The sequence below is a fragment of the Streptomyces sp. NPDC012827 genome, from assembly GCF_042900905.1.
In the GTDB taxonomy this organism is placed as follows: Bacteria; Actinomycetota; Actinomycetes; order Streptomycetales; family Streptomycetaceae; genus Streptomyces; species Streptomyces gulbargensis.
Genome location: NZ_JBIBBY010000002.1, coordinates 431834 through 450335, shown reverse-complemented (window position 1 = coordinate 450335; position 18502 = coordinate 431834). Strand labels below are relative to the sequence as shown.

General features: G+C 70.4%; 20 protein-coding genes. 7 read left to right on the top strand and 13 right to left on the bottom strand.

Annotated elements, in window-relative coordinates:
• Nucleotides 1–55: 55 nt before the first annotated feature.
• From ACFY60_RS05490 to ACFY60_RS05480, 3 genes are all read right to left on the bottom strand, one after another.
• Nucleotides 56–574 carry a DUF2617 family protein gene (locus ACFY60_RS05490; RefSeq protein WP_388609556.1) on the bottom strand — a complete coding sequence of 173 codons (519 nt, stop codon included), beginning with the start codon at nt 572–574 and terminating at the stop codon, nt 56–58.
• Between the two features lie 278 nt (nt 575–852).
• Complete coding sequence (locus ACFY60_RS05485) at nt 853–1071, bottom strand: hypothetical protein (protein ID WP_388609557.1); 219 nt, start codon at nt 1069–1071, stop codon at nt 853–855.
• A 16-nt stretch (nt 1072–1087) separates the two neighbouring features.
• On the bottom strand, nt 1088–1357 hold the full coding sequence (locus ACFY60_RS05480) for a hypothetical protein (RefSeq protein WP_388609559.1): 270 nt from the start codon (nt 1355–1357) through the stop codon (nt 1088–1090).
• 77 nt (nt 1358–1434) lie between these two features.
• Here ACFY60_RS05480 and ACFY60_RS05475 point away from each other — a divergent pair, with 77 nt between their 5' ends.
• Entirely contained in the window at nt 1435–2604 is a 1170-nt protein-coding gene (locus tag ACFY60_RS05475; protein WP_388609561.1) for a pyridoxal phosphate-dependent aminotransferase, read from the top strand.
• A gap of 73 nt (nt 2605–2677) precedes the next feature.
• Here ACFY60_RS05475 and ACFY60_RS05470 read toward each other — a convergent pair whose 3' ends face one another.
• Nucleotides 2678–3208, bottom strand: coding sequence for a YbjN domain-containing protein (locus tag ACFY60_RS05470; RefSeq protein WP_309053460.1), 531 nt, complete (start codon nt 3206–3208; stop codon nt 2678–2680).
• A 160-nt stretch (nt 3209–3368) separates the two neighbouring features.
• Nucleotides 3369–5963, bottom strand: coding sequence for an ATP-dependent chaperone ClpB (gene clpB, locus ACFY60_RS05465; RefSeq protein WP_388609562.1), 2595 nt, complete (start codon nt 5961–5963; stop codon nt 3369–3371).
• 136 nt (nt 5964–6099) lie between these two features.
• On the opposite strand from clpB, the gene ACFY60_RS05460 reads away from it, so the two are divergent.
• The gene (locus tag ACFY60_RS05460) at nt 6100–6513 is read left to right on the top strand and encodes a pyridoxamine 5'-phosphate oxidase family protein (protein WP_388609564.1); all 414 of its coding nucleotides are present in this window, start codon (nt 6100–6102) and stop codon (nt 6511–6513) included.
• A gap of 132 nt (nt 6514–6645) precedes the next feature.
• Here the strand turns inward: ACFY60_RS05460 and ACFY60_RS05455 are convergent, their stop codons facing one another.
• Together ACFY60_RS05455 and ACFY60_RS05450 are read right to left on the bottom strand one after the other, a co-directional pair.
• On the bottom strand, nt 6646–6963 hold the full coding sequence (locus ACFY60_RS05455) for a (2Fe-2S)-binding protein (RefSeq protein WP_309056039.1): 318 nt from the start codon (nt 6961–6963) through the stop codon (nt 6646–6648).
• Nucleotides 6964–6971: 8 nt separating this feature from the next.
• Entirely contained in the window at nt 6972–7193 is a 222-nt protein-coding gene (locus tag ACFY60_RS05450) for a hypothetical protein (protein WP_388609565.1), read from the bottom strand.
• Between the two features lie 148 nt (nt 7194–7341).
• On the opposite strand from ACFY60_RS05450, the gene ACFY60_RS05445 reads away from it, so the two are divergent.
• Both ACFY60_RS05445 and ACFY60_RS05440 read left to right on the top strand, forming a co-directional pair.
• Nucleotides 7342–8322 carry a helix-turn-helix transcriptional regulator gene (locus ACFY60_RS05445; RefSeq protein ID WP_388609568.1) on the top strand — a complete coding sequence of 327 codons (981 nt, stop codon included), beginning with the start codon at nt 7342–7344 and terminating at the stop codon, nt 8320–8322.
• A gap of 50 nt (nt 8323–8372) precedes the next feature.
• Nucleotides 8373–8840 (top strand): hypothetical protein, encoded by a 468-nt coding sequence (locus tag ACFY60_RS05440; RefSeq protein ID WP_388609570.1) that lies wholly within the window; start codon nt 8373–8375, stop codon nt 8838–8840.
• A 77-nt stretch (nt 8841–8917) separates the two neighbouring features.
• Here ACFY60_RS05440 and ACFY60_RS05435 read toward each other — a convergent pair whose 3' ends face one another.
• The 4 genes from ACFY60_RS05435 to dnaK are packed head-to-tail and all read right to left on the bottom strand — an operon-like array spanning nt 8918 to nt 13090.
• A complete protein-coding gene (locus ACFY60_RS05435) occupies nt 8918–9361 on the bottom strand; it encodes a heat shock protein transcriptional repressor HspR (RefSeq protein ID WP_388609571.1) in 444 nt (147 codons plus the stop codon).
• A gap of 4 nt (nt 9362–9365) precedes the next feature.
• Nucleotides 9366–10538 carry a molecular chaperone DnaJ gene (dnaJ, locus tag ACFY60_RS05430; RefSeq protein WP_345280047.1) on the bottom strand — a complete coding sequence of 391 codons (1173 nt, stop codon included), beginning with the start codon at nt 10536–10538 and terminating at the stop codon, nt 9366–9368.
• A gap of 39 nt (nt 10539–10577) precedes the next feature.
• Entirely contained in the window at nt 10578–11252 is a 675-nt protein-coding gene (gene grpE / locus ACFY60_RS05425) for a nucleotide exchange factor GrpE (protein ID WP_388609573.1), read from the bottom strand.
• Complete coding sequence (gene dnaK / locus ACFY60_RS05420; protein ID WP_388609574.1) at nt 11249–13090, bottom strand: molecular chaperone DnaK; 1842 nt, start codon at nt 13088–13090, stop codon at nt 11249–11251. The genes grpE and dnaK overlap by 4 nt, the downstream gene beginning before the upstream one ends.
• Nucleotides 13091–13340: 250 nt before the next feature.
• On the opposite strand from dnaK, the gene ACFY60_RS05415 reads away from it, so the two are divergent.
• From ACFY60_RS05415 to ACFY60_RS05405, 3 genes are all read left to right on the top strand, one after another.
• A complete protein-coding gene (locus ACFY60_RS05415) occupies nt 13341–13919 on the top strand; it encodes a sugar transferase (protein ID WP_388609576.1) in 579 nt (192 codons plus the stop codon).
• A gap of 120 nt (nt 13920–14039) precedes the next feature.
• Nucleotides 14040–16301: a (Fe-S)-binding protein gene (locus ACFY60_RS05410; protein ID WP_388609578.1), complete on the top strand. Its 2262-nt coding sequence runs from the start codon at nt 14040–14042 to the stop codon at nt 16299–16301.
• Between the two features lie 170 nt (nt 16302–16471).
• Complete coding sequence (locus ACFY60_RS05405) at nt 16472–17308, top strand: Yip1 family protein (RefSeq protein WP_388609579.1); 837 nt, start codon at nt 16472–16474, stop codon at nt 17306–17308.
• Nucleotides 17309–17388: 80 nt separating this feature from the next.
• Here the strand turns inward: ACFY60_RS05405 and ACFY60_RS05400 are convergent, their stop codons facing one another.
• The gene (locus tag ACFY60_RS05400) at nt 17389–17886 is read right to left on the bottom strand and encodes a phosphoribosyltransferase (RefSeq protein WP_137988411.1); all 498 of its coding nucleotides are present in this window, start codon (nt 17884–17886) and stop codon (nt 17389–17391) included.
• A gap of 13 nt (nt 17887–17899) precedes the next feature.
• Nucleotides 17900–18475 (bottom strand): dCTP deaminase, encoded by a 576-nt coding sequence (dcd, locus tag ACFY60_RS05395; RefSeq protein WP_309032517.1) that lies wholly within the window; start codon nt 18473–18475, stop codon nt 17900–17902.
• Nucleotides 18476–18502 lie beyond the last annotated feature (27 nt).

The following is an 18502-nucleotide window of genomic DNA, read 5'->3' as shown; positions in this document are numbered from 1 at the left end:
CCCTCTGCGCCCTTTGTCACCCACACGAGTGCATCTGGAGCGCCAGGAGGGCGCATCAGAGTGTTGCCGGCATACGCACGCCGATCCGGGTCCTGGTGACCACCAACTGTCCTTCCTGCGGGTAGGCGTGCCAGGTCCGCCAGCGCAGCTGCCCTTCGTGACGCTGCGCCAGCATCGCCGTGAAGGCGTGCGGGGAGCCGGGGAAGGTCCCCGCGAGGCCGTGGGGGTGGTCGGCCACCAGGGCGAGCAACTCCTGCGCACGGCCCGCGAAGGAGCCGTGCGAGAGCGTCTCGACGCGGGCGGCGAATTCGTACTCCCACTCACCGACGCGCTTGGAGACGCCGAGCGGGAGAGGTGTGCTGCTGCCCGGCATACATGCGACGGTCTCCGAACACGTCCGTCCCTCCTCCTCCAGGAGGACCTGATGGGAGGCGCCGAGCAGTCTCAACTGGAGCTTGGCGCCGGAGAGTTCGAGATCGAGCACGGCGAGGGCGGGCAGCGGCTCCCGCCCGAGCGCCCAGGCCAGATCGGCGGCGCGCGTATCGGTGTAGGAGGTCTTCAGGGTCGTGAGCATGGGTCGGCTCCGCAAACACGGTTTGACGGGTGGGCCGGGGGCGCCCCGGAGAAGGGTTTCAACGGGAGTGGGGGATCGCCGGCTCGGGTCCACACACGGTCCGAGGGCTGTCTCTGTCAGGAGCGAGAGAATCACGGACGCCGGACGACTCGCAGCGTTTTTACCCAACTTGCTGTGTTTTCCAACCCCTTCGGGGACATCTCAGTTCAATTGTTCAATCGGAATCGATCGTCTCCGACCAGTCCTGAGCCTCCGGCCGATCACTCGTCGCCGGTGTCTCAGTCACCTCCGCCCCCTCCTCCGCAGCCGCCGCCACCACCGCCCCCTCCTCCGCAGCCGCCGCCACCGCCGCAGCTCCAGGAGCCGCCGCAACCACCGCCCCCGCCGCCGTCCGCCCAGCCGCGGTGCTTGCGCCTCGGGCCGGAGAAGCGGTGACGGACGGTGGAGACCACGCCGACGAGGATGATCAGACCGAAGATCGCGACGAGAGCACCCATGGGAGCCACACACCTTTCAGCTGCACGAGGAGGACGAGCTGGAGCACGAGGACGAGCAGGAGGAGCAGGAGGAAGAGGAGGAGCACGACGCGGCGGCCGGGTCCCCCGACCCGCACGAGGACGACGAGGACGAGGTGGAGGACGTCCCGCCGGAGGCACCGGCCGGGCCCGCCCACCAGCTGTCCCCGCCGCGCGTGTGGACGGTGGTGCGCAGCCCCCGGGCCACGACCCCCACGACGGCCCCGAGCACCAGCGCGATGCCGAGGACGAACAGTGCGATGTTCATGCCAGGGCGATCCCCTCACGGGACCCGTGCCAAAGCGCACTTGAGCAACTCCAGAGCTTCCCCCCAGGATGACGGTCATGACACGACCGCCGCTCAACCGCCGCCTCGCCGAGTTCGGCACGACGATCTTCGCCGAGATGTCCGCGCTCGCCGCCCGGACCGGTTCGATCAACCTCGGTCAGGGCTTCCCCGACACCGACGGCCCGGAGGAGATCCGGGAGGCCGCGGTCCGCGCGCTGCGGGAGGGCCGCGGGAACCAGTACCCGCCCGGTCCCGGCGTCCCCGAACTGCGGACCGCCGTCGGCGACCACCAGCGCGAGCGGTACGGCCTGGTGTACGACCCCGACACCGAGGTCCTGGTCACGGCCGGCGCGACCGAGGCCATCGCCGCGGCGCTGCTGGCGCTGGTCGAACCGGGGGACGAGGTCGTCGCCCTGGAGCCGTACTACGACTCGTACGCGGCCTGTGTCGCCATGGCCGGCGGGACCCGCGTCCCCGTCACCCTCCGGCCCCACGAGGGCGCCTACGTCCTCGACCTGGACGAACTCCGGGCGGCCGTCACCGACCGCACCCGGCTGATCCTCCTCAACACCCCGCACAACCCCACCGGCACCGTCCTCACCCGGGCCGAGCTGACGGCGATCGCCGAGCTGGCCGTCGAGCGGGACCTGCTCGTCGTCACCGACGAGGTCTACGAGCACCTGGTCTTCGACGGGGCCGAGCACGTGCCGATCGCGACCCTGCCCGGCATGCGGGAGCGGACCGTCACCATCGGCTCCGCCGGCAAGACGTTCTCCTTCACCGGCTGGAAGGTCGGCTGGATCACCGCGAGCCCCGAGCTGACCGCCGCCGTCCGCTCCGCGAAGCAGTTCCTCACGTACGTGTCCTCCGGGCCGTTCCAGTACGCGGTCGCCGAGGCCCTGCGCCTCCCCGCCGCCTACTTCGACGGCCTCCGCGCGGACCTGAGCGCCAAGCGGGACCTGCTGTGCGAGGGGCTCGCCCAGGCCGGCTTCGAGGTCTACCGCCCGGCCGGCACCTACTTCGTCACCACCGACATCCGCCCCCTCGGGGCCACCGACGGCTTCGCCTTCTGCCGCTCCCTCCCCGAACGCGCGGGCGTCGTCGCCATCCCCAACGCCGTCTTCTACGATCACCGCGACCAGGGCGCCCCCTTCGTCCGCTTCGCCTTCTGCAAGCGGACCGAGGTCCTGGAGGAGGCCGTCACCCGTCTCAAGCGCCTCGCCTGACGAGGCCGGGGAAGCACGACGGAGCCCGGCCCCCCTCGCGGGGGCCGGGCTCCGTTCCGTGGTGCCGGGGAACCTACTGGTCGCCCTCGGCCTTGTCCTCCGGGGAGGCGAGGCCGAACTGCTCCACGATCCACTTGTCGAACTCGATCGAGGCGCGGACCCAGCTCACCGTGGAGGACACGAAGTGCTCCAGGGCGACGCCGGTGCCGATCAGCATCTGGGCCTCGCCGATGAGGCGGAGGGTGGCGGAGCCGTCCTCGTCCTCGTGGAGGTGCGTGTAGACCTTGGGCCACAGGGTGCGGCGGTTCCAGTCGTCGATCGCGTCCAGGATCTTGGCGCGGTCGTCGGCCGAGTGCGGGCGGTCGTAGAACGTCCGCACCGAGAAGACCTGCTGCTCGTCCTCTCCGCGGAACATGAAGTACGTGCGGAATTCCTCCCACGGCGCCGCGAGGTCACCCTCGTCGTCGACGACGTACTTCAGCTCCATCTGGTCGAGGAGCTGCTTGACCAGGTCCTGGTCGGGGACGACGGGGCCCGCCGGTCCTGCGGCCTGAGGCTGCGGCTGGCCCCCGAAATTCGGAATCGAGGACGGGTCGATGCTCACCGTGTATTTCCCTTCGTACGGATGCCCGCCATCCTCCCCCATGCCGGGCGGTCGGTGGCAAGCCCCGCCACGCGACATCCGCCGAGATCCGCTCCCGGCTGACACGATCTCGCCCGCGTGGGGGCGCCCGGGCCCCCGCGCGGGGGCCCGGGCGGCGGGCTCAGGCCGTGACCGGGCCGACGATCAGGCCGTCCTCGAAGCGGTCGACACGGACCGTGTCGCCGTCGCGGACCTCGCCCGCCAGGATCTCCCTGGCGAGCCGGTCCCCGATCGCCGTCTGGATCAGCCGGCGCAGCGGCCGGGCACCGTACGCCGGGTCGTTGCCCTCGTCGGCCAGCCACTCCAGGGCCGCGGGCGTGACGTCCAGGGTCAGCCGGCGCTCGGCCAGCCGCTTGGCGAGGCGGCCGATCTGGAGCTGCGCGATCCGGCCCAGCTCGGTCTTGTCGAGCGCGGAGAAGACCACCAGGTCGTCCAGCCGGTTGAGGAACTCCGGCTTGAAGCTCGCCCGCACGACCTCCAGGACCTGCTCCTTCTTCTCCTCGGCGGAGGACAGCGGGTCCACGAGGTACTGGCTGCCCAGGTTCGAGGTGAGGATCAGGATCGTGTTGCGGAAGTCCACGGTCCGGCCCTGCCCGTCGGTGAGACGGCCGTCGTCCAGGACCTGGAGCAGGATGTCGAAGACCTCCGGGTGCGCCTTCTCCACCTCGTCCAGGAGCACCACGCTGTACGGGCGCCGCCGCACGGCCTCCGTGAGCTGACCGCCCTCCTCGTAGCCGACGTAGCCGGGGGGCGCGCCGACGAGCCGGGCGACCGAGTGCTTCTCGGAGTACTCCGACATGTCGATGCGGACCATGGCCCGCTCGTCGTCGAAGAGGAAGTCCGCGAGCGCCTTCGCCAGCTCCGTCTTGCCGACGCCCGTCGGGCCGAGGAAGAGGAAGGAGCCCGTCGGCCGGTCGGGGTCCGCGATGCCCGCGCGGGTGCGGCGCACGGCGTCGGAGACGGCCCGTACGGCCTCGGTCTGGCCGATCAGCCGCTTGCCGAGCTCGTCCTCCATGCGCAGGAGCTTCTGCGTCTCGCCCTCCAGGAGACGGCCGGCGGGAATGCCGGTCCAGGCGCCCACCACGTCCGCGATGTCGTCCGGGCCGACCTCCTCCTTGACCATGGTGTCCTTCGACGCCTCCTGCTGGGCCTCGGCCTCGCTGGCCTCCTCCAGCTCCCGCTCCAGGGCGGGGATCTCGCCGTACAGCAGCTTGGAGGCGGTGTCGAAGTCGCCGTCGCGCTGGGCGCGCTCGGCGCGGCCCCGGGCCTCGTCCAGCCGCTCCTTCAGCTCACCGACCCGGTTGAGGGACTGCTTCTCCTTCTCCCAGCGGGCGGTCAGGCCGCGCAGCTCCTCCTCGCGGTCGGCGAGGTCGCGGCGCAGCTTCTCCAGGCGCTGCTTGCTGCCCTCGTCCGTCTCGTTCTTCAGGGCCAGCTCCTCCATGCGGAGCCGGTCGACCGAGCGCTGCAGCTCGTCGATCTCGACGGGCGAGGAGTCGATCTCCATACGGAGCCGGGAGGCGGCCTCGTCCACCAGGTCGATGGCCTTGTCCGGCAGGAAGCGGGAGGTGATGTACCGGTCGGAGAGGGTCGCGGCGGCCACCAGGGCGGAGTCGTTGATCTGCACCTTGTGGTGGGCCTCGTACCGGCCCTTGAGACCGCGGAGGATCGCGATGGTGTCCTCGACCGAGGGCTCGGCCACCAGGACCTGCTGGAAGCGGCGCTCCAGGGCGGGGTCCTTCTCGATCCGCTCGCGGTACTCGTCGAGCGTGGTCGCGCCGACCATGCGCAGCTCGCCACGGGCCAGCATCGGCTTCAGCATGTTGCCGGCGTCCATGGCGGAGTCGCCGCCGGCGCCCGCGCCGACGACCGTGTGCAGCTCGTCGATGAACGTGATGATTTGGCCGTCGCTCTCCTTGATCTCGGAGAGGACCGTCTTCAGGCGCTCCTCGAACTCGCCGCGGTACTTGGCGCCCGCGACCATCGCGCCGAGGTCCAGGGAGACCAGCCGCTTGTTCTTCAGCGACTCGGGCACGTCGCCCTTCACGATGCGCTGGGCGAGGCCCTCGACGACGGCGGTCTTGCCGACGCCGGGCTCACCGATGAGGACGGGGTTGTTCTTGGTGCGGCGGGACAGCACCTGCACGACCCGCCGGATCTCGTGGTCGCGGCCGATGACCGGGTCGAGCCGGCCCTCGCGCGCGGCGGCCGTGAAGTCCGTACCGAACTTCTCCAGCGCCTTGTACTGGCCCTCCGGGTCGGGAGTGGTCACCCGGCGTCCTCCCCTGGTCTTCTCGAACGCGTCGAGCAGCTTGGACGCGCTCGCGCCCTGCCGGTCGAGGATCTCACCCGCCGGCCCGCCCTTGGCGGCGATGCCGATGAGCAGGTGCTCCGTCGACAGGTAGTCGTCCCCGAGCTCCTTGGCCCGGCGGTCGGCGTCGGCGATGACGGCGAGGAAGTCGCGGTTGGGCTGCGGAGGCGCGACCGTGGACCCGGTGACGCTGGGCTGGGCGGCGAGAAGCCGCTCGGCGCCCGCGCGGACGGCGGCCTGGTCGGCCTCGACGGCGGCGAGCAGGTCGGTGATGTTCTCGTTGTCCTGACCTGCCAGCAGGGCGAGCAGGAGATGGGCGGGGGTCAGATCCGGGTGTCCGTCGGACACGGCGCGGCTCGTGGCCGCGTTGATCGCGTCCCGGCTCCTGTTGGTCAGTTCGGCGTCCACGGTGCGGTGCTCCTCCTCGACGTCGTGGGTCCTGGGGGGGTGTCCCTCTTATCTGACCCTTCCAACGTACACAAAGTTGAGTCTATTCCACTCAAGGTGCTGCTGGGAGTCCCGCGCCGGGGGTAGTTTCCGGGGCATGGCCACCGACCCGCGCAACCCCAGCGACTCGTATCTCGCCTTCTGGCGCGAGTACCACATGTGCACGCTCACCACACCCCGCCCGGACGGCTCCCCGCACGTGGTCGCGGTCGGTGTCACGTACGACCCGGAGGGCGGCGAGAAGGGCATCGCGCGGGTCATCACCGACAGGAACAGCCGGAAGGTGGCCAACGTCCTGGCGGCCGGCGCGGACGGGGCGCGCGTGGCGGTCTGCCAGGTCGACAAGAGGCGCTGGGCCACCCTGGAGGGCGTCGCGCGCATCCGCACGGACGCGGAGACGGTCGCGGACGCGGTCGCCCGCTACACCGAGCGCTACGGACGCACGCCCGGCCCGAACCCGGGCCGGGTCGTCATCGAGATCGCCCTCACCCGGGCGATGGGCCGCGCCTGACGCCCGGTGCGCGGAGCGCGGGCGGGCGGGAATGCGCGGGCGCAGCACAGCGGCGCCATCGCGTTTCAGGTCCGCGATGGCGCCGCTGTGTGGGGGAAGTGCCTGAGCGACTTGTAACGACGGGGGAATCGCTCAGGCACTGCGGGGGGTGGCGGTGATGGTCTCGGCCTCGATCAGCTGGTGGTCCCGCTGGTCGAGATTGACGAAGATCATGCCGTACCGGATGGCACAGCGGATGGGCTGCGGGGCGCCGCGGGGACGGCGCAGACAGCGGTAGGCGCGGATGTCCTCGTCGTCCTCGCGCCTCACGAGGATGGGCTCACCGAAGAGGGTGACCATCAACGACTCGCCACGGTGCGGCACCGCGGTGACGAGATCGATGAAGTGCCACCCCGAGCGGTAGGCGCTCGCCATCTCGCGTCGGAACCTGGGGTCGTCGGGAACGTTCATGTGCCCGCTTAGCTCCAGCCGGGGTCGTCGAGCTCGGCCGGCGCGACGTGCCAGCCCGGGTCGTCAAGGGCGGTCGTCACGTCGGCGGGTGCGAGATGCCAGCCCGGGTCGGCGGCCAGTACGCCCGCCGGGGCCGAGTTCCAGCCGGGGTCCTGCGTTCCCCCCACCACGCCCACTGCGGCAGCCGCGATGAAGGCGACTCCGGCCACTGCGCTTATGAGCTTCTTCATCATCACCGAACAACCTCACTTGAAGACAACGTCTCTCACAACGTCTCTTTCCGACCCCCGCGAGACAAGACGATGACTTACTCTCTGCGCCTGCACCACCAAACCCAGGCATCATGTTCCTGAGATGCAGGAGCCTGGGGGTGTACATATGCGGAAACAAGCGGACGAAACCGGTCACCCTCATTCGCATGCGGAGCTCTGTGACGCGGGCTCCGAGCTGTACGCGTCCGCCCTCCGGACCGGACGAATACCCCGGTCAGAAGCGGTCGCGGCGCCCTGCCTCCTCGACCTCTCCCTGCTCCACCCCGACCCGGACGACGCCCAGTGGCTCCGGCCGGTTCCGCCCTCCGCCGCGCTGGCACAGCTTCTGCAGCCCATCGAGCGCGAGATCCTCGAACGCCGGCGGCTCACGGTCGCCCTCTCCGACGCGTTCGAGCCGTTCATGGCCATCAGCGCCCTCGACTCGGCGAACACCCACGCCATCACCGTGCTCGAAGGCATCGACCGGATCAACACCACCCTCGACCGGGTCGTCGCCAACTGCCGCAAGGAACTCCTCACCGTCCAGCCCGGTGGCGGCCGTCCCGCCCACGCCCTGAGCGAGGCACTCCAGCGGGTCTCCCCGCTCCTCGGCCGCGGCATCGACATGCGCACGCTCTACCAGCACACCGCGCGCCACACCGAACTCACCCTGGCCTACCTGGAACACGTCGGCCCCGAAGTCCAGGTCCGCACGCTGGAGCAGATCATCGACCGGCTCATCATCGTGGACCGCGAGGTGGCCTTCATCCCGGCCCGCAGTGACCGCCAGGTCGCCCTGGAACTCCGCCACCCCGGCCTCGTCGCCTACCTCGGCGGCGTCTTCGACCAGTTCTGGCAGCTGGCCGTGCCGATCCGCGAGGAGATCCCCTACGACATCAAGACCGACGACATCAGCGGTGTGCAGCGCTCCATCGCCCGCCTCCTCGTCGAAGGCCACGTCGACGAGGCCATCGCCCGCCGGCTCGGCATGAACGTCCGGACCTGCCGCGCGCACATCGCCAAACTCGCCGCCGCCCTCGGCAGCGGCAGCCGCGCCCAGCTCGGCTACCTCATCGCCCGCTCCGGCATCCTCGACCAGGACGCCTGACCCCCGGACGCCGCGACCGGGACGCCCGAAACCCCTGGATCCCTCACCCCATGTACGTACAGATCGACCTCGACGGCCCCGCCGGCACCCTCCGGGTCTCCGGGCACGGCCTGCCCACCGTGGAGCTGGTGCGCGCGCCCGGGACCGAACCCGACGCCCACACGCCCATCGGCACCCGCAAGGCGGCCCTGCTGCGGCTCACCGTGGACGGGGAGCCCGCCGTCATCCGGCCGGCCCGTGGGCGGCTGCTGCGGCGCTCCTACCGGGTGGACGTACGCACCGGCGGCAGCCGCTACCGGCTCGTACCGACCTCCTACGACTCCAGCCGGCTGACCCGCGACGGGCAGCGGGCCGGCAGCCTGATCTGCTCCGGGGACGGGCGGGTCATCGACACCTGGGAGGACGGCGCGACGCCCCGGGACATCGCCGTCGGCACCGCCCTGGCCGCCGCCTTCGGCACCGGGGCCGCGCCCTGGTTCGAGACCGTCGGCGACATCGTCTCCGAGCTGATCCCCTGACCCCCGGACCCCGCGACGGCGAGAGGCCCCTCCACACCCGTGGAGGGGCCTCTCGGTTCAACCGGCAGCGGGCGAGGTCAGTCGCCGCGCTTGGGCCGCCAGACCACCAGCGCGCTCGCCTGCTGCACGTCCTGATAGGGCACCAGATCCCGCCGGTACGAGGCGTGGACCTGCGCCTCGCGCTGCCGGATCGCCGCCGCCGCGCCCTCGACCGCGGCGGTCAGCTCCGCGACCCGGTTCTGCAGCGCCGCGACCTGGTTCTCCAGCTCGATGATGCGCTTGATTCCGGCCAGATTGATGCCCTCGTCCTGCGACAACTGCTGCACCTGGCGGAGCAGTTCGATGTCCCGGGCCGAGTAGCGCCGCCCGCGGCCCGCCGTACGGTCCGGGGAGACCAGACCGAGGCGGTCGTACTGCCGCAGGGTCTGCGGGTGCAGACCCGAGAGCTGGGCCGCCACCGAGATGACGTACACCGGGGTCTCGTCGGTCAGTTCGTACGGATTGCGTCGGCGCCCTTCCACCGGGTCACGCTCCCTTCGCTGCCTGGAACAGCTCCGCCCTCGGGTCCTCCGAGGCCGTCGCCTCGCGGTAGGTCTCCAGGGCCTCACGGGCCTTGTCGTCCAGCTCCTTCGGCACCGCGACCTCGATCGTGACGAGGAGGTCGCCGCGGGTGCCGTCCTTGCGGACCGCGCCCTTGCCACGGGCGCGCATGGTGCGGCCGTTCGGAGTGCCCGCGGGCAGCTTGAGGGTGACCGCGGGGCCGCCGAGCGTCGGCACCTTGATCTCGCCGCCGAGCGCCGCCTCCGCGAAGGAGACCGGCACCGTGACGGTCAGGTTGTCGTCCTTGCGGCCGAAGACCGGGTGGGCGTCGACGTGCACCACGACGAACAGGTCGCCGTTGGGCCCGCCGCGCTCGCCCGGCGCGCCCTTGCCCCGCAGCCGGATCTTCTGGCCGTCGGACACGCCCGCCGGGATGCGGACCTGCATGGTGCGGGAGGACTTGGCCCGCCCGCTGCCCTTGCAGACCTCGCACGGGTTCTCGGCGATCAGGCCGCGGCCCTTGCAGTCCACGCACGGGTCGGTGAGCGAGAAACCGCCGCCGCTGCCGCGCGAGACCTGCCCGGTGCCGACGCAGGTCGGGCACACCCGGGGGGTGCCGTTCTTGTCGCCGGTGCCCGAACACGCCGCGCACGGCTGCTGGCTGGACATCCGCAGCGGTACGGTCGCGCCCTCGATGGCCTCGGTGAAGCTGAGCGTCACCTCGGACTCGATGTCCGCGCCGCGGCGGGGCTGGGTGCGGGCACCCGCGCCGCCGCGGTTGAACAGCCCGCCGAAGACGTCCCCGAGGCCGCCGCCGAAGCCGCCGGCCCCGGCGGGACCGCCCTGGGCGCCCCCGAAGAGGTCGCCCAGGTCGAAGTTGAACGAACCGCCGCCCGGGCCGCCGGCCCGGAAGCCGCCGTTCCCGAAGAGGGCGCGCGCCTCGTCGTACTCCTTGCGCTTCTTGGGGTCACCGAGGATGTCGTTGGCCTCGGAGATCTCCTTGAAGCGCTCCTCGGCCTTGACGTCACCCTTGTTGGCGTCCGGGTGGTTCTCGCGGGCGAGCTTCCGGTACGCCTTCTTGATCTCGGCCTCGGTGGCGTCCTTGGGGACGCCGAGGACCTTGTAGTAGTCCTTCTCGACGAAGTCCTTCGTGCTCATCGACGTCCCTCCTTCCGGACTGCTCCGGCACTCATGGCGTCACCCCTCGTCGGGGGCACCGCTCTCCTCGTCGGACGCCTTCTTCTCGTCCTTGGCACCCGACGTGCCGGCCGTGCCCGCCGCGCCCGGCTGGGGCTCGGCGACGGCGACACGCGCGGGCCGGATGGTCCGCTCGCCGATCCGGTACCCCGGCTGCAGGATCGCCACGCAGGTCGTCTCGGTGACGTCCGGCGCGTAGCTGTGCATCAGGGCCTCGTGGATCGTCGGGTCGAAGGGCTCGCCCTCCTTGCCGAACTGCTGGAGGCCCATCTTGGCGACGACCGTCTCCAGCGACTCGGCCACCGACTTGAAGCCGCCGACCAGTTCGCCGTGCTCCCGCGCGCGGCCGATGTCGTCCAGCGTCGGGAGCAGCTCGGTCAGGAGGCTCGCGACGGCGATCTCCTTGACCGTGACGCGGTCCCGCTCCACCCGGCGACGGTAGTTCTGGTACTCCGCCTGGAGGCGCTGGAGGTCCGCCGTGCGCTCGGTGAGCGCGGCGCGGGCCTGGTCCAGCTCGGCGGTGAGGCCGACGGCCTCCTCCGGCTGCTCGCTCTTCGCGTCCCCGGCCGGGGCCGCCGCGTCCTCGGGGGACTCGGCGGCCTCGGCGGCGTCCTCAGGGGTGGCGCCGGAGGGGACGTCGGGCTTCTCCTCGAAGCCCGGAGTCTCCTCGGTCACGCCTGGCCACCCTTCGGCTTGTCCTCGTCGACGATCTCGGCGTCGACGACGTCGTCGTCCTGGCCCTGAGCCTGGCCGGCGTCGCCGCCCGCGGCCTGGGCGGCCTGGGCGTCGGCGTAGAGGGCCTGGCCGAGCTTCTGCGAGACGGCCGCGACCTTCTCGGTGGCCGTGCGGATCTCGGCGGTGTCCTCGCCCTTGAGCTTCTCCTTCAGCTCGCCGAGCGCGGCCTCGACCTCGGCCTTGACGTCACCGGGGACCTTGTCCTCGTTGTCCTTGAGGAACTTCTCCGTCTGGTAGACGAGCTGCTCGCCCTGGTTGCGGGACTCGGCGGCCTCGCGGCGGCGGTGGTCCTCCTCCGCGTACTGCTCGGCCTCCTGGCGCATCCGGTCGACCTCGTCCTTCGGCAGCGAGGAGCCGCCGGTGACGGTCATCTTCTGCTCCTTGCCCGTGCCCAGGTCCTTCGCGGTCACGTGCATGATGCCGTTGGCGTCGATGTCGAAGGAGACCTCGATCTGCGGGACGCCGCGCGGGGCCGGCGGGAGGCCGGTCAGCTCGAACATGCCGAGCTTCTTGTTGTACGCCGCGATCTCGCGCTCGCCCTGGTAGACCTGGATCTGCACGGACGGCTGGTTGTCCTCGGCCGTCGTGAAGATCTCGGACCGCTTGGTCGGGATCGTGGTGTTGCGCTCGATGAGCTTGGTCATGATGCCGCCCTTGGTCTCGATGCCGAGGGACAGCGGGGTCACGTCGAGGAGCAGGACGTCCTTGACCTCACCCTTGAGGACACCGGCCTGGAGCGAGGCGCCGATGGCGACGACCTCGTCCGGGTTCACACCCTTGTTGGCCTCCTTGCCGCCGGTCAGCTCCTTGACGAGCTCGGCGACGGCCGGCATGCGGGTGGAGCCACCGACGAGGACGACGTGGTCGATCTCGTTGATGGAGATGCCCGCGTCCTTGATGACGTTGTGGAACGGCGTCTTGCAGCGCTCCAGGAGGTCCGCGGTCAGCTGCTGGAACTGGGCGCGCGTGAGCTTCTCGTCCAGGTGCAGCGGGCCCTCGGCGGAGGCGGTGATGTACGGCAGGTTGATCGAGGTCTCCGTGGAGGAGGACAGCTCGATCTTCGCCTTCTCGGCGGCCTCGCGCAGACGCTGGAGGGCCATCTTGTCCTTGGCCAGGTCCACGCCGTGGCCGTTCTGGAACTGGGTCACCAGGTAGTCGACGACGCGCTGGTCCCAGTCGTCACCACCGAGGTGGTTGTCACCGTTGGTGGCCTTCACCTCGACGACGCCGTCGCCGATCTCCAGGAGGGACACGTCGAAGGTGCCGCCACCGAGGTCGAAGACGAGGATCGTCTGGTCGTCCTTGTCGAGGCCGTAGGCCAGGGCGGCGGCGGTCGGCTCGTTGACGATGCGCAGGACGTTGAGGCCCGCGATCTCACCGGCCTCCTTGGTCGCCTGGCGCTCGGAGTCGTTGAAGTACGCCGGGACGGTGATGACCGCGTCGACGACCTTCTCGCCCAGGTAGGCCTCGGCGTCGCGCTTGAGCTTCTGCAGGATGAAGGCGCTCATCTGCTGCGGGTTGAAGCTCTTGCCGTCGATGTCGATCTTCCAGTCGGTGCCCATGTGGCGCTTGACCGACCGGATGGTCCTGTCGACGTTGGTGACGGCCTGGCGCTTGGCCACCTCGCCGACGAGCACCTCGCCGTTCTTCGCGAAGGCGACGACGGACGGCGTGGTCCTGGCGCCCTCGGCGTTGGTGATGACGGTGGGCTCGCCGCCTTCCAGAACGCTGACGACGGAGTTAGTCGTGCCCAGGTCGATGCCGACCGCACGTGCCATTTCGATTCCTCCAGCTGACTGACTTGAGTGGAACTGACTCAAGGATGCACGACGGGGTGGTGCGCGTCAACAGACCTGAGCGGGGGCGACTCAACTCTTCGTCGACGCTCCCACTCAAAGGAGCGGGCGGGGCGCGTCATTCCCGGCCCCCGGGACGCATGGATGAGAGAGTCCGCATGCCCCGCCAGGGGCAAAGCAGGCATATCCCCCGAACATCCCACGAAGATCGCACGACGAAGGGGTCCGGCGCATGACGGCCAAGCGCGCACTCGACCTCCTGGGCGGCCTCGCGCTGCTCACCGCCCTCTCCCCGCTCCTCGCCGCCGTCGCGGTCTCCGTCGCCGTCGGCTCGGGGACGCCCGGCGGCGGGGTGCTGCGCCGCAGGACCGTGGCCGGCCTGCACGGCCGGCCCTTCACGATGCTGACCTTCCGCACCCGCGGCCCGCTGGCCGCGCTGCCCCTGCTGCTGCACGTCGTCCGGGGGCAGATGTCCCTGGTGGGCCCGTGCCCGCTGGCGCCCGGCCACCGCGAGTGCGCCGGCGAGGGGCGCCGGCGGCTCTCCGTGCGCCCGGGACTCACCGGTCCGTGGCAGATCAGCGGGCGCTCGGAGCTGCCCTGGGAGGAGCGCGAGCTCCTCGACCTCCACTATGTGGACCACCACTGGCTGGGGATGGATCTGGCGATTCTGGCGCGTACGCTTCCAGCAGTGCGCAGACGTCGCGCAGGACGCACGGGCCGCACCGGCCGCGCGGACCACACGGGTCGTACGGGCCGCACCGGCCGTACCGGCCCCGAGGACCGTCCCGGCCGCGCGGCAAGGGTTGCCTGAGCGACACAGATCACCGCGAGGTCCGCTACAGTGCGCGGCCCCGAACGGGTAATCTCAGCACGGACTAAATAAGTTACCGCTTAGTAGGCCCGAGCCCGTGGCCCGCTCGAGGAGCCCGTCATGCAACTCGCCGCGATCATCGTGTCGCTGACGCTGACCGTGGTCGGCGTTGCCCTCTTCGCGCGAGCCATCGCGCAGATCTACCGGTTCGTGAAGCTCGGCCAGCCCGTCCCCAAGGGCAGCCGTACGAACGACTGGAAGGCCCGCACGGTCACCGTCGTCCGGGAGTTCCTCGGTCACACGCGCATGAACCGCTGGGGCATCGTCGGCTTCGCCCACTGGTTCGTCGCGGTCGGCTTCCTGACCCTGCCGCCCACGCTCGCCCAGGCCTACGGCCAGCTGTTCAACGCCGAGTACACCCTCCCGGTGCTCGGCGGCTTCCTGCCGTTCGAGCTCTACATCGAGTTCATCGGCGTCATGACGATCCTCGGCATCGCCGCCCTGATCGTCATCCGCCTGCTCAGCCTGCCCTCGCGGGCCGGCCGCAAGTCCCGCTTCGCCGGCTCCAAGGCCTGGCAGGCGTACTTCGTCGAGTACGTGATCCTCACCATCGGCCTCGCGATCTACGTGCTGCGCGGCCTGGAGGGCGCGATCCACCACGTCGAGCACTACGAGGCCGCGTACTTCGCCTCGTACCCGCTCGTCCTGGCCTTCAAGGGCCTGTCGGTCCCCACCCTCCAGACGCTGGTCTACCTGACCGCCATGATCAAGATCAGCACCTCGCTGATCTGGATGATCACGGTCTCCCTGAACACCAACATGGGTGTCGCCTGGCACCGCTTCCTCGGTTTCCCGAACATCTTCTTCAAGCGCAACGCCACCGGCGAGACCGCCCTCGGCGCGCTCCAGCCGATGACCTCGGGCGGCGAGCCGATCGACTTCGAGGACCCGGGCGAGGACGACGTCTACGGCGTCTCCCAGGTCGAGCAGTTCTCCTGGAAGGGCATCCTCGACTTCTCCACCTGCACCGAGTGCGGCCGCTGCCAGTCGCAGTGCCCCGCCTGGAACACCGGCAAGCCGCTGTCCCCGAAGCTCCTCATCATGTCGCTCCGCGACCACGCCTACGCCAAGGCGCCCTACCTGCTCGCCGGCGGCGGCAAGACCATGGAGGGCGAGGAGAAGGCGTCCGCCGAGGCCCTCAAGGACGTCCCGGCCGCCGCGCTCGCCGAGGCGGAGCGCCCGCTGATCGGCACCGCCGAGGAGAACGGCGTCATCGACCCGGACGTCCTGTGGTCCTGCACCACCTGCGGCGCCTGCGTCGAGCAGTGCCCGGTCGACATCGAGCACATCGACCACATCGTCGACATGCGCCGCTACCAGGTGATGATCGAGAGCGCGTTCCCGTCCGAGGCGGGCACGATGCTCAAGAACCTGGAGAAGAAGGGCAACCCCTGGGGCCTGGCGAAGAAGCAGCGCGTCGAGTGGACCAAGGAGGTCGACTTCGAGGTCCCGATCGTCGGCAAGGACGTCGAGGACCTCACCGAGGTCGACTACCTCTACTGGGTCGGCTGCGCCGGCGCCCTGGAGGACCGCGCCAAGAAGACCACCAAGGCCTTCGCCGAGCTGCTGCACATCGCGGGCGTCAAGTTCGCGATCATGGGCGGCGAGGAGAAGTGCACCGGTGACTCCCCGCGCCGCCTCGGCAACGAGCCGCTGTTCCAGCAGCTCGGCCAGGAGAACGTGGCCATGCTGAACATGGCGTTCGGCGAGGACGACGAGGACCCCGGGACGAAGAAGCCGAAGTCGGCGAAGAAGATCGTCTCGACCTGCCCGCACTGCTTCAACACCATCGCCAACGAGTACCCGCAGCTCGGCGGCGAGTACGAGGTCATCCACCACACCCAGCTGCTCCAGCACCTCATCGACGAGGGCAAGCTGATCCCGGTGACCCCGGTCGACGGCCTCATCACCTACCACGACCCCTGCTACCTGGGCCGGCACAACAAGGTCTACACGCCGCCGCGCGAGATCATGTCCGCCGTCCCCGGCCTGCGCCAGCAGGAGATGCACCGCCACAAGGAGCGCGGCTTCTGCTGCGGTGCCGGTGGTGCCCGGATGTGGATGGAGGAGCGGATCGGCAAGCGCATCAACACCGAGCGCGTCGACGAGGCCCTGTCCCTCAACCCGGACATCGTCTCCACCGCCTGCCCGTTCTGCCTCGTCATGCTGACCGACTCGGTCAACGGCAAGAAGAACGACGGCAAGGCCAAGGAGAGCCTGCAGGTCGTCGACGTGGCGCAGCTGCTGCTCGACTCGGTGAAGACCCCGGCCGACCCGGAGCCGGCCGAGCAGTCGGAACCGGAGCCCGAGCCGGCCTCGTAGAGGCCCCCAGGGGCGTACAGCAGGGCCGGAGGGCCGTTCCGCGCGGAAGCGCGGGGCGGCCCTCCGCCGTGTCCCGGACCGCCCTCACCCCCTCCGGGTGCCCCCTAGGGGATGTCACAGGTCAGCCGCAATGGCGCGAGGGCGGCCCGGAAGCGGGTACGTTCGATGACGTGGCTGGATTCAGGAACGGACGCGGCAGGGACAACCGCCCCCCGCAACAGCATCGACCGCAGCAGGCGCCGTACGGGTACGACGCGGCCCCGCCGCCGTACCCGCAGCAGCAGTGGCAGCAACAGCCACAGCAGCAGCCCCAGCAGCCGTACGGCGAGCCGGAGTACTTCGGCGACCCGCAGCACCACCGGAACGCGGCGGCGGCGAACAACCCGGGCCACACCCAGATGTTCAGCGTGGACGACCCGTACGGCCGGCCGGAGACGTACCACCAGGGCGCGCCGGCCGCCGCCGGCCCCCGGCTGCCCTGGAAGGCCCTCCTGAGCGGCATCGTGCTGCGCCCGGCGGACACCTTCCTCCGGATGCGCGACCACGCCGTCTGGGGCCCGGCGCTGGTCGTGACCTTCCTCTACGGGCTGCTCGCGATCTTCGGCTTCGACCAGGCCCGCGAGGAGGCGATCAACGCCACCCTCTCGACCGCGATCCCGTACGTCCTCATGACCGCCCTCGGCTTCGTCCTCGGCGGTCTGATCCTGGGCGCCGTCACCCACACCCTCGCCCGCCAGCTCGGCGGCGACGGCGCCTGGCAGCCGACCGTCGGCCTGTCCATGCTGATCATGTCGCTCACGGACGCCCCGCGCCTGGTCCTCGCCCTCTTCCTGGGCGGCGAGAACGGCCTCGTGCAGGTCGTCGGCTGGCTCACCTGGCTGGCGGCCGGCGCCCTCTTCACGGTCATGGTGAGCCGCTCCCACGACCTCCCGTGGCCCAAGGCCCTGGGTGCCTCCGCGATCCAGCTGGTGGCGCTGCTGAGCCTGATCAAGCTGGGCACGCTGTAGCCCGGCCCCGTACACGGAGGAAGGGCCCCCGCCGGGTCGCCGGCGGGGGCCCTTCCTCCGTACTCCTGCGTGCGCGCCGGTCAGGCGTCGAGGACCTGGCCCTCGCGCTTCACGACGGGCGGCTCGACCGACCAGGGGAAGTTGATCCACTCGTCGGTCTTCTTCCACACGTACTCGCACTTCACCAGCGAGTGCGACTTCTCGTAGATCACGGCCGAACGGACCTCGGCGACGTGGTCGACACAGAAGTCGTGGACCAGCTTGAGCGTCTTGCCGGTGTCGGCGACGTCGTCGGCGATCAGGACCTTCTTGTCGGAGAAGTCGATCGCGTTGGGCACCGGCGCCAGCATGACCGGCATCTCCAGCGTCGTGCCCACACCCGTGTAGAACTCGACGTTCACCAGGTGGATGTTCTTGCAGTCCAGGGCGTAGGCCAGACCGCCGGCGACGAAGACGCCGCCACGGGCGATGGACAGCACGACGTCGGGCTCGTAGCCGTCGTCGGCGATGGTCTGCGCCAGCTCGCGGATCGCGCGGCCGAACCCCTCGTACGTCAGGTTCTCGCGTACTTCACTCATGCCTGCGACCGCCTCACACCTGGGTCCGATGGAAGTTCATGTACGAGCGGGAGGCCGTGGGCCCCCGCTGTCCCTGGTACCGGGAGCCGTACCGCTCGCTCCCGTACGGGAACTCGGCGGGCGAGCTGAGCCGGAACATGCACAGCTGCCCGATCTTCATCCCCGGCCAGAGCTTGATCGGCAGGGTGGCCAGGTTCGACAGCTCCAGGGTGACGTGCCCCGAGAAACCCGGGTCGATGAACCCCGCGGTCGAGTGGGTCACCAGACCCAACCGCCCCAGGGAACTCTTCCCCTCCAGCCGGGACGCGATGTCGTCCGGCAGGGTGATGACCTCGTAGGTCGACGCCAGCACGAACTCGCCCGGGTGCAGGATGAACGCCTCGTCCCCCTCCGGCTCGACCTGCCGCGTCAGGTCGTGCTGCTCGACGGCGGGGTCGATGTGGGGGTGGCGGTGATTCTCGAACACCCGGAAAAAGCGGTCGAGACGCACGTCGATGCTCGACGGCTGCACCATGGATTCGTCGTACGGGTCGATGCGCACCCGCCCGGCATCGATCTCGGCCCGGATGTCCTTGTCTGAGAGAAGCACCCCCCCACGATACGCAGAGGGCGCGGG